This window comes from Bacillus sp. UMB0893 (assembly GCF_002858905.1).
Classification (GTDB): domain Bacteria; phylum Bacillota; class Bacilli; order Bacillales; family Bacillaceae; genus Bacillus_P.
This window is the reverse complement of sequence record NZ_PKLB01000006.1, coordinates 143066-158743: the sequence shown is the minus strand read 5'-3', so window position 1 is coordinate 158743 and position 15678 is coordinate 143066. Positions and strand designations below refer to the sequence as shown.

The window sequence follows — 15678 nt, the reverse complement described above, 5'->3', positions numbered from 1 at the left end:
TCCATTTAAAGGAGAAAGGATTTTTTTTATTTTTCTAAACGGCCAAGTTTGCTGTTCTTTCTGGCGTATAAAAAGTAAATGACTGTTCCAATGCCGATCCAGATGAAGAAAGATATCCACGTAATGGCAGGTAAACTAATCATCAGATAGACGCAGAACAGAGCGCTGATAGCTGGAAGTACCGGAACAAAAGGCACTTTAAAGGCGCGTTCCAAGTTTGGGTGTGTTTTTCTTAACACGATGACTGCGATTGATATTAATGTGAATGCTGCGAGTGTTCCCATGTTCACAAGGTGTGCGAGCGTCGTTAAATCAACAAATCCTGCGATTGCTGCTGCAATGAAACCAGTAATCCATGTGTTTTGGAACGGTGTTTTAAACGATGGGTGTACTTTTGATAAACGTTTCGGAAGCAGTCCATCTCTGCTCATCGCAAATGAAATTCTGACTTGAGCATACATCATAACAAGCAGAACAGTTGTTATTCCTGCAATTGCACCTACTGAAATCAAACCTGCAAGAGAATCTTGTCCTACAAATTGAAGAGCAAAAGATACAGGGTCTGCGACATTTAATTGAGTATATGGAACCATTCCTGTCAAAACAAGCGAAACGATAATGTATAAAGCTGTACAAACTGTCAGTGAAGCGATAATTCCGATTGGAACATCCCGCTGAGGTCTTTTTACTTCCTCAGCGGCAGTTGCTACTGCATCAAATCCTATATAAGCAAAAAAGACTGTAGCTGCACCAGTTACAATACCATCAAATCCAAAGGGTACGAAGGGTGTCCAGTTATCAGGCTTTACATACCAAACGCCTGCAACAATAAATATCACGATTACAGCAAGTTTTACAAATACCATAATGTTATTTACCCGAGTGCTCTCTTTGATTCCCTTTGATAGGAGTGCCGTTATGAGCAGGATAATAATTACTGCGGGCAAATCGACAAATCCGCCTTTTCCAGCCCCAGGTGCTGAAGTAATGACAGCAGGTAGTTCTGCTCCAAACCCTGCTATGAGGGATTGAAAGTAAGCGGACCAGCCTGTGGCAACGGCTGAGGTTGCAAGGAGATACTCAAGCATTAAGTCCCAGCCAATCAGGAACGCAAACAGCTCACCAAGGGTTGCGTATGTGTATGTATAAACACTTCCCGAAATTGGAACCGAAGAAGCAAACTCCGCGTAGCAAAAGGCAGCGAGAGCACAGGCAATTCCAGATAAAATGAACGATAAAATAAGAGCTGGGCCTGCTGTTTCTGCCGCAACGACGCCAGTTAATACGAAAATACCAGTTCCTACAATTGCACCAATCCCAAGCAGAGTTAAATCAAATGCACCCATTGTACGGGCAAGTGATTTTTGCTGGCTTTGTGCTAATAAATCTGTAATAGATTTTTTTCTGAACAAAGAACTCATATGATCCTCCATTAATTTAGTCATGACTAAGAAGTGAACATTTTGTAGTATATTGTCGAATTGAAAGAATGTCAACAATTTTTAGAATATTCTCTTGATTAATATGTAGATATAGTATTGGGAATTAATGTTATTGTTAAATAATTAGTTTTGTTATATTATTTATAAATGTGTTTTATGTTAAATGTTAAAATGGTTTAATTCTAAACTTTTCCAAAGGCCATTTTATTTTTAATAACTAACAAACTAAGGGGTGGATTGAATGAAAAAAATTGGCCTAGCATGGCAAATTTTCATCGGGTTAATTTTGGGTATTGCACTTGGTGCTATTTTTTACGGTAACCCAACCATCGAAAATTATTTACAGCCTATCGGTGATATTTTTATACGCTTAATTAAAATGATTGTCATTCCTATTGTTATTTCAAGTATCATTGTTGGCGTAGCAAGCGTCGGCGATTCAAAAAAACTTGGTAAAATCGGCGGGAAAACACTTTTATATTTTGAAATCATTACAACAATTGCAATTATTGTTGGTTTAGTAGCAGCAAACCTATTTACTCCAGGTGCCGGAGTTGATATGGACAAGCTTGAGAAAACGGATATTAACAGCTATGTGGATACTGCTGAGGATGTAGAATCACATGGGTTTGCAGATACCTTTGTCAATATTGTTCCCAGCAACTTATTTGAATCGATTGTTCAAGGCGACATGCTTCCAATTATTTTCTTCTCCGTTTTATTTGGACTAGGAATTGCTGCTATTGGAGAAAAAGGAAAACCAGTTCTGGCCTTTTTTCAGGGGACAGCTGAGACCATGTTCTATGTAACAAATCTTATTATGAAATTTGCTCCATTTGGTGTTTTTGCATTGATTGGCGTAACCGTATCTAAGTTCGGTTTAGAGTCGCTGATCCCTCTTGGTAAATTAGTTATTCTAGTATACGGAACAATGATTTTCTTTATCGTTGGCGTTTTAGGATTAGTTGCTAAAATGGTTGGAATTAACATTTTCAATATTATCCGTTTGCTCAAGGATGAGTTAATTCTAGCGTATTCTACCGCTAGCTCTGAAACAGTTTTACCTAAAATCATGGAGAAAATGGAGAAGTTCGGCTGTCCAAAAGCCATTACGTCTTTTGTTATTCCGACAGGCTACTCTTTTAACCTTGATGGTTCAACGCTTTATCAAGCATTAGCAGCTGTATTTATCGCTCAAATGTACGGAATCGACTTATCGATCTCTCAGCAAGTATCGTTATTGCTTGTGTTAATGGTAACCTCTAAAGGTATTGCTGGTGTTCCGGGCGTATCATTCGTTGTATTGCTCGCTACATTAGGAACAGTAGGAATTCCGGTTGAGGGATTAGCCTTTATTGCAGGAATTGATCGAATTCTAGACATGGCAAGAACTGCCGTAAACGTTGTAGGAAACTCACTTGCAGCTGTTGTTATCTCCAAGTGGGAAGGCGAGTTTGATGACAAAAAAAATAAAGAGCATATAGCTGCATAAAAGAGAGCCCGATTCGAAAAGAATCGGGTTTTTTATATCATTCAAAACTTCATTTGGTAATTTTCTATCTCCCATAAATGGACTGTATTTCGAATATAACGGTGCAGGTTCAGGATCCAATAACTTTGCCCCTTCAAATGAAGATATGATGAAACGGACGCAAGAATCGATTGATGAATGGAAGAAAAACAACCCTGAAACACAAATCAGCGATGTACCAAATGACCTTTTAACGAATTCAGGTTCCGGGCTGGATCCGCACATCAGCCCGAATGCGGCTTATATACAAAATAAAGAGGATTTCTAATGAAACAGGAATTGAGTCATCAAAACTAGAAGAACTAGTGAAGAAACATAGTCAGGGCAGGGAACTTGGTCTTTTTGGAGAAGAGAGAGTAAACGTTCTTCAATTAAATCTAGATCTAAAAAACTTAATAAATGAATGATGTGTGCCCTCAGCTGAATCAAGCTGAGGTCATTCATCTTCCTGAGGTGATAGGGATGAATAAAAACATCCATACTATAGAAGGAAAACACCGCAAGAACTATTAGATGAAATTGCTGAAGCAAAGCGGGGAAAGCTAAAGCTGTATGTAGGTGCAGCACCCGGCGTTGGAAAATCCTTTAAAATGCTTCAAGATGCCCATGATATGAAGATTGAAGGAATTGATGTGGTCATTGGTCTCATTGAAACACATGGAAGAAAAGAAACCGAGGACCTCATTAAAGACATCGAGATCATTCCCTTAAAGACTATGCAGTATAAAGGCAGCATGTTTAGAGAATTAAATCTGAACGAAATCATTGAAAGAAAGCCAAACACGGTCGTAATTGATGAACTTGCCCATACAAACATTCCGGGTTCAAAAAACAAAAAACGGTATATAGACATTGAAGAGCGATATTGCAAGTCAGCATCATATCACGCAAATCCTGCTGGGGCAATCAGCGAGAACGAGATGGGAAGAAATCAAAAAGGGTTCAATTGTTAATACGATTATGAGGGAAACATCGAATATTGATATCCATATTGTATCAGATGAACGATCATAAAGGAGCTCTATAGAAATGAATATTGCTTTTTTCATCATACCAAAAAAAGAAGTTGTTCATTTAAACATTCATTCAACCATGAGGCAAGCACTCGAACGGATGGAGCATCATCGCTATTCAGCCGTTCCGCTGCTTGATGACGAAGGGAAGTATGTGACAACGTTAACAGAAGGAGACTTATTATGGAAGCTGAAGAACACGCATGACTTGAGTTTTCATAATACAGAAAAAATCCGTTTAACAGATATTCCGTTTCATCGTAAAAATGAACCGATTTTTATTGATGCTGAAATGGAAAATATCATATCGAGAGCGATGGAGCAAAATTTCGTCCCAGTTGTGGATGATCAAGGGATATTTATTGGGATTATAAGGAGAAGAGAAATCATCGAATATTGTGCTAATCAGCTTTTTGGGGTGGAAAAAGAATAGTAAAAACGGCTGCATTTAATATGCAGCCGTTCATCATTATAGTGAACTGGAATCTTGTCTTTTCATATATTTCGTCAAAAATGGATAAATTACAAACCCTGCCAAGAAAAGGCCGACTCCTAATACAAATGTTTTTAAATCAGCTGTTCCAGTCACAATCACCCATACCGAATAAATACAGGCGAATGAGGCAATGATTCCGTCTCTTACACGTGATCCTTTCAGCACATCATATGTTTCTCCTTTAGCAATCAGCTTCAAGAAGAAAATAGAGGATACAAGGTATGGGAAAAGATACGCAAGTGTTGCTGATGTTGTTAAAAATGTATAAGCTTCACTGATAGTTCCCGAAATGGTTGAGAAAATAAAGATTTGAGACATTAAATTTGTAATCAGCAAAGCATTGCTTGGGCTTCCTTTTTTATTTGTCTTAGCAAAGAAAGCAGGGAAGATACCCGATTTTGCCGCTTGAAAAGGCACTTCAGATGAAAGTAAAATCCAGCCGATCGTTGAACCAAACAAGGATACGACAGCTAAAAGCGCCATTGCATTTGCACCTGCATCGCCAATAATCACAGACAGTACATCTACAAATGGTTTGTCAGATGCCTGCAGCTGATCGTGCGGCAGTACACCCATTGTGATAAGTGTGATTATCATATAGATGAACACAGCAATGATTAAGCCAGTAATCGTAGCTCTTTTTACATCACGCTGAGATTTGGCCCGACCTGAAAGAATGACAGCAGACTCAATCCCTACAAATGCCCATAATGTAGATATCGCAGCGAATTGCACTTGATTTGTCAGACCAAAAGTCACGCCAGGCTCTGTTTCTACCGGAAAATAAAATTCTCCAAATGATGCCGATTCCAGTGCAAATAAACCAGCAACAATAAAAAGCATAAATCCAATTACTTTAGAAGCTGTAGCGACAAAGTTCAGTTTGCCAGCTCCATTCATATTCGTTATAAGGATGGTATGAGTGCCCCAAAGCAAGAATGTACAAACAATAAATGTGACTGCTCTTCCTAATTGAATTTCCTGTGAACCGACTGAAAATAAAATCGATTTGTCAGACATAATAGGAAAGAATGTAGAAAGATATCCTGCAAAACTAGTGATGATCGCGACATTGCTTATCCAGTTCGCGACCCAATATCCCCAAACCATACTGAATCCGGCGACTTTGCCTTTTTTAGGTGAATCGAATAATGCTTTTGCATAACTTTGCGGACCAGCCGTAAGATCAGGTCTGCGAATCGATAAGTTTCCGAAAACAAGTGCGATCATTAACACACCAAATCCCGTTACGACCCAAGCGGTAGTGACTCCAAGCGGACTTGCTGTCTGAGCCAATGTGCTTGGAAGCATAAATATCCCTGACCCAACCATGTTTCCAACAACAAACGCTGTTAAAAGCCAAAATCCCCATTTTTTTTGCTTCATTGTAAAACCTCCTATATAGAACCATAAAAATGGCTGCATCATTAGTGTGTGTATTTTTTAGTTAAACCGATCCATTCGGACAAACAAAAAAGCACATGGAACAAGTCCATGCGCAAATACATACACAAAAACTCACGATAATCTCCTGATAGCACTCCGCAGATCAACTCTGCGGCAGTCCAGCACCTATTCGATACTGTCCCAGCATGAAACAAAGCGGTTGTTTCAAACTTCGGCACCAAGTCCTTTCGGATTTGCAGTCAACAGCTCCACTAGCCTCTTGCAATCTACTCATAATTGGCGCAACCTCTACCTCACCGAGATTATAGTGAGGATTTTGATTTATTATTTTAGTAAACTAAAGTTAACAATTCCTCTTAAAGATGTCAAGAGAAACTGCTAATTTCCAAAACTTTCATTTTAAAATAGATCCTGCTGTTACGGAAACTTCATTTTGCAATTCACGGTGATATCGACTATAATTTACAAAGATAGCGTTTTCTTAATATATTCGATTTTCTGTAAAAATTATTATGGAAGAAGGGTTCATGATGAACTTGGGATTCGGCGAAATAATGCTGATCGTCTTTGTTGCATTGCTTCTTTTCGGACCGAAAAAATTGCCTGAATTAGGAAAAGCTGCAGGCAAAACGTTACGGGAGTTTAAGAATGCTACTAAAGGACTTATGGACGATGATGATGCGAAATCAGATAAACAAGTAAAATAAATAAAACTCGTAAAGGCAATGACACATCGTCATGCCTTTTTCTTTTTGCCATTAACCGGTTAAATTGTACAAATTTTTCGTTAATTGTTTTATAATGACAAGTGAGGAATTATTTAGTGTTCCGAAATACATACGAGGGGGAATGGCAATGAAAGCTGCTACATATGTTGAGACATGGGATTTGGATGTGTTTTTTGAGGGTGGAAGCGGGTCAGAAGCCTTCAAAAAATATTTAGAGGAGCTTGCACTGGATGTTCCTGCGTTTAAGGATCAGGCAGAACATCTAAAAGTGCCTCAATCTGCAGCAGATAGCGTCTATTTAGACGAGATACTTGAGAAATTTCAGGGAATTGCCAAACGGATGAGACAGGCAGGGGCCTTTGTCGGCTGTTTACAGGCCCAAAATACAAATGATAAACATGCTTCCATTCTAAGAGGTAAGATTACTCAATTAAGTTCTCAATTTCAAAATGCCCTGGCAATCTTCGATCAAAAGCTTGTACAAGTTGAGGATACTGTTTGGACTGAGCTTGTGAATTCTGAAACATTGGCTGAATTGAAATTTGCACTAAGCGAACGGCGCGGCAAAGCAAAGAACAAGCTGCCGATTGAACAGGAAACGATAATCAATGCGATGTCAGTTGATGGTTATCATGCATGGGGCCAGCTTTATGATACGCTTGTTTCTAAAGTGAAAATACCGTTTGAGGAAGATGGGAAAATGAAAGAGCTGTCAGTTGGCCAGGCGGCTAATAAGTTTTCCAATGGAGATCGTTCTGTTAGACAATCAGTCTTCAATGAATGGGAAAAAGCATGGGGAAGCCAGGCAGACTTATTCGCTCATACGCTTAATCATTTGTCTGGATTCCGTTTAAATGTATATGAAAAGCGGGGCTGGGATGATGTACTGAGTGAACCGCTTGAAATCAACAGAATGAAGCGTGAGACGCTGGATGTGATGTGGAAGGTTATTTCAGAAAATAAACAGCCGCTCGTAAAATATTTGAAACGAAAAGCAGAATTGCTTGGCATCGAGAAACTCAGCTGGTTCGATCTTGATGCACCTATAGGCGGCAGTGAAACCAAGGTGAGCTATCAAGAGGGAGCTGAGTTTATTTTGGATCAGTTCAGCAACTTTGGCGAACAGCTTACCTCGTTTACGGAAAAAGCATTTGCGGACCGCTGGATTGAGGCTGAAGATCGTCCAGGTAAAGCACCAGGCGGATTTTGCACGAGCTTTACTGAGAGCGACCAATCAAGAATCTTTATGACATTCTCAGGAACACCGTCTAACATTGCAACACTTGCCCATGAACTCGGCCATGCGTTTCATCAGCATGCAATGGCTGGAGTCCATCCGCTCAATCGCAACTATGCGATGAACGTGGCTGAAACAGCATCAACCTTTGCTGAAATGATTGTTGCAGATGCTTCAGTTAAAAAAGCAAAAACAGAGGAGGAGCGATTAGCTCTTTTAGAAGACAAGGTTCAAAGAAGTGTTGCCCTTTTGATGAACATTCACGGCCGCTTCTTATTTGAGACCTCTTTTTATGCGGAACGCAAAAAAGGGATTGTCAGTACGGAAAAGCTGAACACATTGATGGAGGATGCTCAGAGAGAAGCTTATTGTGATTCATTAGGCGAGTATCACCCGCATTTCTGGGCCTCCAAGCTGCATTTCTATATTACCGGGGTGCCATTTTATAATTTTCCGTATACCTTTGGCTATTTATTCTCGCTTGGTATTTATGCGAAAGCATTGGAAGAAGGAGCTGCATTTGAAGAAAAGTATATTGCCCTTTTAAAAGATACAGGATCCATGCAGGTTGAAGATCTGGCAATGAAACATCTGGGCGTTGATCTGACTAAAGAAGATTTCTGGAAAAAGGCCGTGCTGCTCACAGTACAGGATGTTGAGGAATTTTTGGAAGCTACTAAGTAAACGATGTTGAACTAAAAAAACGAGAATGGACATTGTTTTGCTGTCCATTCTCGTTTTTTTATGGGTCTGAATTTGTACGAATGGCAGTAGGGATGGATTACCTTCCTACCTTTTTTCAATCCTTTCAATCCAGTTATTGATTTCTCGGATGATTTGATCTTGCTGGACAAATACGTTAATATCCGCTTTGTTATCTCCTTTTTGCTCTCCGTACATGCCAAACTGGGCATGATTTCCGCCATTGATTTTGTGGAAAAAGGTATAATCAGACAAACGATGTTTTGTTTTTTTTATGTCTTCAAGTGTTGATATTCCGTCATGTTCTGCATAAATGGTCAGGATCGGAAAGTCTGTATTTGAAAAATCACTGGAATTAGTTGGGTATGCTGCGAGCAAGAAAAGACCCTTGATTTCTTCTTGATGTTCAAATGCATAAATCGAGGCGGCTGCACCTCCTTGAGAATGTCCGCCGATATACCAGTTGTTGATCTGTTCCAGATTTTTTATGATAGTATCTGCTTTGTCTATCCCAGCTATGGCAAGATTAAAAGGCATTTGCGGAATCACAGTGGTGTATCCTTTTTGAGAAAGCTGATCCGCTAGATAGGCATAGGCTTCTGGCTCTACTTTTGCACCTGGATACAGGATGATCCCCTTATCCGTTTTTTGATTTTCAGGTTCAAAAATCAAATATTCGTTTGTTTCCTTTTGATCCTGCAAATTCGCTGTATTATAGAGCTCTTCTGATGGTGAATAAGTGATTTGCGACCATATGTAAAACCCTCCAAATCCTAGAATGAGGACGGCTAATGCGCCTAATAAAAAATTTTTTATGAATCTTTTCATCGAGTAAAACCCCTTAATTCATGACGTTTTCTGCTAAATTTTATGATTAAATACAGCTAAAAGGCAAATGTTGATGTTTGCAAAATCATTATATTTTCTTTTAGAATAATAGTATAACTTAATAAATATACGCTTAATCCTTAATTGGAGCGGGGGAACCGAACTGTGCCATGCACTGGGGTGAATCCTTATAGTAAAAAAGGTAGGACAGCTCTTCGTCCGAATCCGACAGCTAACCTCGTATGCACTGGAGAGACACATCTGTGGTAAAGTCATAATGATCCAAATTGACGAATACAACCGCGAGAATTCTCTCGCGGTTTTTTGTATTTTTCAAAAAAATCACTTAAATGTGTTTCTCCACCCTTGTATTTAGGGAATAAAACACTATCTTTATATCCATACTATTTTACGGAGGTTTTATATGAAACTAGCAACGAAAATCATCATTGGTCTTATTTTGGGTGCAATTGTAGGTCTTATTCTAAATATTACGGCTCCAGATCTATTTAAACAGCTTGATACGTTTTTATTTACCCCGCTCGGAAAAATATTCTTAAACTTAATTAATATGCTTGTTGTGCCAATCGTTTTCTTCTCTATTACTCTAGGAGTAGCTGGGTTGGGCGATCCGAAAAAACTTGGAAGAATTGGGGTTAAAACCGTATCTTACTTTTTAGTAACGACTGCTGTAGCCATCGTGATTGGCTTAATCCTTGCACTGACAATTCAGCCTGGAAACATCGGTGAATTTGATACAAAGTCCGCTGAATATAAAGCAGAAGAGGCGCCATCTGTTGGGGAAACATTCTTAAACATGATTCCGACGAATCCTATTAAAGCATTTGCTGATGGCAACATGCTGCAAATTATTATTTTCTCAATCTTTGTAGGTCTGGGAATCACGTTCCTCGGCAAAAAAGCCAGTACTTTATATAAGGTAGTCGAACAAGGCAACGATCTGATGATGTATTTAGTAAATGTGGTCATGAAATTTGCTCCATACGGTACGTTCGGTCTTATCGCAACTGCTGTTGGCAGCCAAGGGCTAGACGCTCTTAAAGCAATGGGTTTGTACATGGGTGTTGTTATGCTCGCTCTTGTGATTCATGCTATCGTAACATACGGAGCATCCATCCTTTTCTTGGCGAAGCAAAGTCCGATCTGGTTCTTTAAGAATTTTGCTCCTGCAATGGCAGTAGCTTTCAGTACATCAAGCAGTAATGCAACCCTTCCTGTTTCGATGGAAACGGCGCAAAAACGCCTGAAAGTTCCAGAACCAATCTCAAGTTTTGTTCAGCCTTTAGGTGCAACCATCAATATGGATGGAACGGCCATTATGCAAGGTGTAGCAACAATCTTTATTGCCCAGGTTTACAATATTGACCTTTCCTTCACACAATTGATAACAGTCGTTTTAACAGCTGTTCTTGCATCAATTGGAACAGCCGGGGTACCAGGTGTTGGACTGATCATGCTTGCAATGGTATTAAACTCAGTCGGTCTTCCAGTTGCAGGTATTGCCTTAATCATTGGTATTGACCGTTTGCTTGATATGGCACGTACTGCAGTCAATATCACAGGTGATGCAGCCTGTGCTGTTATTGTAGCTGAAACAGAAAAGAAACACGGAGATTATAAGATTCCAGAGTTTGAAGAAAAATTATCGTAATTAGGAAAGTTGCAGCGCCGTAAAAAAGTCAGGCGCTGGAATCAATAATCTGATCTAAATAGAAAGGCGGCCTGTTAACGGCCGCCTTTTTCTTAAATTTCAACGGAGATGTGCACATCTTTCTGGTAATGTAAAATAAATAGTTCCAATAAGATTTTTTATTTAGGAGTTAAGAAAATGAACAAACTCGCCATAAAGATTGGATTATTATTTTTTACAATTATTCTAGTAGTTGAAACATGTTTATTCTTATTTTTATATCGCAATCTCGTAAACACCCGCGTGGAAGAAGAAATTACGGTCCTTCAGGCAAGAGGCAACAGTCACAGGGATGTTCTATTGAAGCATAATAATGAAATGACACGGGAGCATGTAGTCTTAATGGAATCCGAAGCAGACACAGATGTTGTTTTGACAAATGAAGCAGGAGACGTTCTTCATTCCTCAAAAGAAATACATCCATATATGCAGAGGGTAATCAATCAGAGGGCGAAAGAAAGGGAAAATGCTTCACAGGATTGGCAGGATCATCCGTTTATTTCATCGGTAAGCCCAATCAGTGATAATGGTGAAACAACAGGCTATGTTTTTATGTTCAAAGGAACAGACTCGCTTCAATCAATGATAGCGAGATTAAATGATCACTTTATCTTTATTGGAACGGTGTCTGTTATTTTAACAATTATAGCAGTTGTTTTTCTTTCGAAGATTGTGACAAAACCGCTGCTCTCCATGAAGCAGGCAACTGAACGCTTAAGTGAAGGCGACTTTACAGTAAAACTTCATATGCAAAGAAATGATGAGCTTGGAGAGCTGGGGGATTCCATCCAAAAGCTAGGGAATGATTTATCACATTTAAAGCAAGAAAGAAATGAATTTCTGGCTAGCATTGCACATGAATTACGTACACCCCTTACGTATATTAAAGGGTATGCAGATGTAGCAAAAAGGTCCGAAATCTCTAAAGATGATCAAATGAAATATTTATCCATTATAGGCGAACAAACAGAGCACCTATCATTGCTTGTTGAAGATTTGTTTGAACTTGCAAAGCTTGATCACCATTCTTTTCATGTTGAAAAAGAACGAATTGAACTTGGTTCCTTTCTTAAAAAAATGACTGAAAAGATCAATCCTATCTTAATCAAAGAAAATAGGAAGGTGATTTTCCAGCTTCCTTCCTGCTTCGTGCATCACATGAACGATGCAGCCAGGTTTGAACAAGTGCTGCATAACATCATGGATAATGCGATTCATTATTCGGAAAAGGGTTCATCTATTACAATTAAGCTAACGGATGAAGATGAAAAAATTGAAATTATCATTTCTGATGAAGGGATTGGCATTCCTAAAGAGGACCTGCCTTTTATATTTGACAAATTATATCGCGTTGATAAATCAAGATCCCGTAATAGCGGGGGAACAGGCCTTGGTCTTGCAATTGTAAAAGAAATCGTAGAATCTCTTGGCGGCCAGGTTCAAGCTAAAAGCCAACTCGGAATTGGGACTTCAATTATCATTGTTTTTAGAAAGGATTAAGCTGATGAAAAAAATTTTGCTTGTAGACGATGAAACGCTGATGCTGGATTTGCTTGCCCTTTACTTGGAGCCAGCGGGATATGCGTGCATAAAATCCTCTTCTGGACACGACGCTGTGCATCTTGTTCAAAAAGACGAACCAAATCTCATTATACTTGATGTCATGATGCCAGGTAAGAATGGCTTTGAAGTGTGCAAAGAAATCAGGAACTTTTCAGATGTTCCCATAATCATGGTGACGGCAAGAGGTCAAAAACAGGACATTGTAAAAGGACTGCATACTGGGGCAGATGACTACCTTACAAAACCATTTAACGAGAGTGAATTGCTTGCACGAATTGAAGCGATATTAAGAAGGGTGAAGAATCAAAGTGCAATTGATTTTAAAGGATTAAAATGGGATGAAAGGAGCCAAGAGGCAAGCTATCATGGTGAAACACTTCTTTTTACTCCAAAGGAATTTCAGCTTGCAGGTGTTTTTTTGAAAAATCGAAACAGAGTTTTTAACCGTGAGCATCTCATAACATCAATATGGGGATATGATGCAGATACAGAGGACCGGACGGTAGACTCGCACGTCCGTCACTTACGGGAAAAACTGAGAAAGACAGGCTTTCCAATTGATGATCATCTGCAAACGGTCTGGGGAGCAGGATATAGATGGAATGATGAAATAAAAAACAATTAAAAAATCGTTAGAGGCTTAATGGCTGGAAAAAGACATGATAACCTAATTTTAATTGAATTCTTCCATTCAATCATAAGAATCCAAAATAAACAGCCTGGCTAAGAAAACGAGACTTAAAAGCGCTTAAATGGTTGATTCAGGTCATTTTTAAGATTTTTCAACAGAAATTGACTCTTTACTGTCATATCCAACAGGAGTAAGATACTGACATAAATACATTTCAGATATTCTTAAATCGCTTAATCCATGATGGAGCGGAGGACCCAATTTTGCTGGCTTTTATTGCAGCTTGGGGTGAATCCTTTACAGGTAGGGCTACTCTCATTGCCCGAACCCGACAGCTAACTTCGCAAGCGTTCTTGAGAGAGGATTATGAAACATATTGTGATGAGAAAATTCAGACACAGTGGTTCATGGGACCTCTGTGTCTTTTTGTGTGCAAAAATCAGTATTGAAAGAAGGAAACTCTGTTGAAAAAGCAATTTGCTGTGTTTGGTCTTGGCCGATTTGGAGGAAGCCTAGTTAAGGAATTTCATGATTTGGGTATTGAAGTATTAGCGGTTGATAAGGATGAAGAGAAAGTCCAGTATTACTCTCAATATGCCACACTTGCAGTAAAAGCAAATGCGATTGATGAAGCGACACTGAAGCAGCTCGGCGTGCGTAACGTAGATCACGCCTTTGTGTCGTTTGGAGATAATATTGAAGCAAGCATTTTGACATCACTTCTGCTGAAAGAACTCGAGATACCCCAAGTATGGGCAAAAGCTCAAAATGACTACCATCAGAAGGTTTTAGACAAAATAGGTGTAAATAAAGTCATCCATCCTGAACGTGATATGGCAAAGCGCATTGCACATCATATTATTTCAGAAAAAATGATTGATTATATTGAGCTTTCAAAGGAATACAGCATGGTAGAGCTTATTGCTTCAGCAAAAATACACCGAAAAACATTAATTGATCTAGATATTAGGGCAAGATATGGTTGTAACATTGTCGGGATTCAGCGCGAGGAAGAAATGATTGTTTCTCCCCCTGCGGAAGAGTCCATTAAATCAGGAGATATTTTACTAGTCATTGGACGCAACAAGGACATCAGCCGTTTCGAGGAGGAGGGTATGTAGGTGATGAATGGGCAAAAGCTGCAAAAAATGATTCGGTTTAATCCTTCTCAGCTGCTGGTTATTATTTTTGCTGTTGGAATAATTGTGGGATCTGCATTATTAATGCTGCCATTTTCAACTCACGAGCCGATAAGATGGATTGATGCGCTATTCGTCGCTACATCAGCAATGACTGTAACAGGACTTTCGCCAGTCGATCCTGGATCAACCTTTACTTTTACAGGTCAGTTTATCATTGCTATGCTTATCCAGCTTGGCGGATTAGGAATCATGTCATTTGGCGTTTTGATTTATATGATGCTTGGCAAGAAAATTGGGATAAAAGAAAGATTAGTTATGCAAACCGCGCTAAATCAAACTTCAATTGGCGGAGTCATTAATTTAGTGAAGTATGTGTTTTATTTCTCCCTTTCTATCGAGTTTATTGCAATGATCTTCTTATCCTTCAGGTGGGTTCCTGAGTATGGATGGTCTAAAGGTCTTTTTTACAGCTTTTTTCACTCAATTTCCGCATTCAATAATGCTGGGTTTGCACTTTGGCCGGATAATTTGATGAGATTTGTAGGTGATCCGCTCGTAAATCTTGTGCTTTCATCTCTGTTTATTATTGGGGGTATAGGTTTTACAGTATTAGTTGATATATGGAGGAAAAGAAGCTTTAAAAAATTTTCCCTGCACACAAAGCTGATGCTTGTCGGTACATTTGCAATTAATATCACTGCGATGTTTATAATCTTTGCTATTGAATACTCCAATCCTGCTACGCTTGGAGACCTATCTTCTGGAAGCAAGCTATTAGCCTCTTACTTTCAGGCTGTTTCTCCAAGAACCGCCGGGTTTAATACACTGGATATGGCAAGCTTAGAAGATACAACTCTTTTTTTAATGATCATTCTTATGTTCATTGGAGCGGGAAGTGCGTCGACTGGCGGAGGAATTAAGTTAACAACAGCTATTATTATCCTCTTGGCAACCATTACTTTTTTGCGCGGAAGAGAAGATATAAGTATTACAAATCGTTCAATCAACTCTAGATTTATCGTTAAAGCCCTTGCTATTACGGTGGCAAGTCTGCTTTTTGTACTAGCAGCTGTATTTATTTTAACCTTATCGGAAGATCTTACCTTTATGGAAATCGTGTTTGAAGTTGTTTCTGCTTTTGGTACAGTGGGACTTTCCATGTCTGTTACTCCCAAATTAACCGATATAGGGAAAGAAGTAATCATTTTTATTATGTTCTTAGGTAAAGTGGGTCCTTTGACACTGCT

Annotated in this window: 14 protein-coding genes, 1 pseudogene and 3 riboswitches; of the genes and pseudogenes, 12 read left to right on the top strand and 3 right to left on the bottom strand. The window is 39.1% G+C overall.

Features of this window, described 5'->3' with window-relative positions:
* Nucleotides 1-26 precede the first annotated feature (26 nt).
* On the bottom strand, nt 27-1421 hold the full coding sequence (locus tag CYJ36_RS14400) for an amino acid permease (RefSeq protein WP_101567957.1): 1395 nt from the start codon (nt 1419-1421) through the stop codon (nt 27-29).
* A gap of 262 nt (nt 1422-1683) precedes the next feature.
* Between CYJ36_RS14400 and gltP the strand changes: the two genes are divergently transcribed.
* The 5 genes and pseudogenes from gltP to CYJ36_RS14380 all read left to right on the top strand — a co-directional run bounded on the left by gltP (nt 1684) and on the right by CYJ36_RS14380 (nt 4419).
* Nucleotides 1684-2934 carry a glutamate/aspartate:proton symporter GltP gene (gene gltP / locus CYJ36_RS14395; RefSeq protein WP_101567956.1) on the top strand — a complete coding sequence of 417 codons (1251 nt, stop codon included), beginning with the start codon at nt 1684-1686 and terminating at the stop codon, nt 2932-2934.
* Between the two features lie 145 nt (nt 2935-3079).
* Entirely contained in the window at nt 3080-3241 is a 162-nt protein-coding gene (locus CYJ36_RS24655; protein ID WP_308315311.1) for a potassium-transporting ATPase subunit C, read from the top strand.
* Nucleotides 3207-3380, top strand: a complete 174-nt coding sequence (locus CYJ36_RS24650) for a potassium-transporting ATPase subunit C (protein ID WP_308315310.1) — start codon at nt 3207-3209, stop codon at nt 3378-3380. Before CYJ36_RS24655 ends, CYJ36_RS24650 begins: the two co-directional genes overlap by 35 nt.
* Nucleotides 3381-3491: 111 nt before the next feature.
* Nucleotides 3492-3833, top strand: a pseudogene (locus CYJ36_RS14385) (sensor histidine kinase KdpD); the annotation flags it as partial.
* A 169-nt stretch (nt 3834-4002) separates the two neighbouring features.
* The gene (locus tag CYJ36_RS14380; protein ID WP_101567954.1) at nt 4003-4419 is read left to right on the top strand and encodes a CBS domain-containing protein; all 417 of its coding nucleotides are present in this window, start codon (nt 4003-4005) and stop codon (nt 4417-4419) included.
* 36 nt (nt 4420-4455) lie between these two features.
* On the opposite strand, the gene CYJ36_RS14375 is transcribed toward CYJ36_RS14380, so the two are convergent.
* Nucleotides 4456-5868, bottom strand: a complete 1413-nt coding sequence (locus CYJ36_RS14375) for an amino acid permease (protein ID WP_101567953.1) — start codon at nt 5866-5868, stop codon at nt 4456-4458.
* A gap of 141 nt (nt 5869-6009) precedes the next feature.
* Nucleotides 6010-6188, bottom strand: a riboswitch (Lysine riboswitch).
* Between the two features lie 231 nt (nt 6189-6419).
* Between CYJ36_RS14375 and CYJ36_RS14370 the strand changes: the two genes are divergently transcribed.
* Together CYJ36_RS14370 and CYJ36_RS14365 are read left to right on the top strand one after the other, a co-directional pair.
* On the top strand, nt 6420-6596 hold the full coding sequence (locus CYJ36_RS14370; RefSeq protein WP_101567952.1) for a twin-arginine translocase TatA/TatE family subunit: 177 nt from the start codon (nt 6420-6422) through the stop codon (nt 6594-6596).
* A gap of 148 nt (nt 6597-6744) precedes the next feature.
* Entirely contained in the window at nt 6745-8538 is a 1794-nt protein-coding gene (locus CYJ36_RS14365; RefSeq protein WP_101567951.1) for a M3 family oligoendopeptidase, read from the top strand.
* A 105-nt stretch (nt 8539-8643) separates the two neighbouring features.
* Here CYJ36_RS14365 and CYJ36_RS14360 read toward each other — a convergent pair whose 3' ends face one another.
* Nucleotides 8644-9384, bottom strand: coding sequence for an alpha/beta hydrolase (locus tag CYJ36_RS14360; protein ID WP_101567950.1), 741 nt, complete (start codon nt 9382-9384; stop codon nt 8644-8646).
* Between the two features lie 120 nt (nt 9385-9504).
* A riboswitch (cyclic di-AMP (ydaO/yuaA leader) is annotated at nt 9505-9646 on the top strand.
* A gap of 162 nt (nt 9647-9808) precedes the next feature.
* Here CYJ36_RS14360 and CYJ36_RS14355 point away from each other — a divergent pair.
* From CYJ36_RS14355 to CYJ36_RS14330, 5 genes are all read left to right on the top strand, one after another.
* A complete protein-coding gene (locus CYJ36_RS14355) occupies nt 9809-11056 on the top strand; it encodes a dicarboxylate/amino acid:cation symporter (protein WP_101567949.1) in 1248 nt (415 codons plus the stop codon).
* Between the two features lie 177 nt (nt 11057-11233).
* Entirely contained in the window at nt 11234-12595 is a 1362-nt protein-coding gene (locus tag CYJ36_RS14350; protein ID WP_101567948.1) for a sensor histidine kinase, read from the top strand.
* A gap of 4 nt (nt 12596-12599) precedes the next feature.
* Nucleotides 12600-13283 (top strand): response regulator transcription factor, encoded by a 684-nt coding sequence (locus CYJ36_RS14345; RefSeq protein WP_101567947.1) that lies wholly within the window; start codon nt 12600-12602, stop codon nt 13281-13283.
* 226 nt (nt 13284-13509) lie between these two features.
* A riboswitch (cyclic di-AMP (ydaO/yuaA leader) is annotated at nt 13510-13654 on the top strand.
* Nucleotides 13655-13753: 99 nt separating this feature from the next.
* Nucleotides 13754-14410, top strand: coding sequence for a potassium channel family protein (locus CYJ36_RS14335; protein ID WP_101567945.1), 657 nt, complete (start codon nt 13754-13756; stop codon nt 14408-14410).
* 3 nt (nt 14411-14413) lie between these two features.
* A partial coding sequence (locus CYJ36_RS14330) for a TrkH family potassium uptake protein (RefSeq protein WP_101567944.1) occupies nt 14414-15678 on the top strand: 1265 nt, incomplete at its 3' end.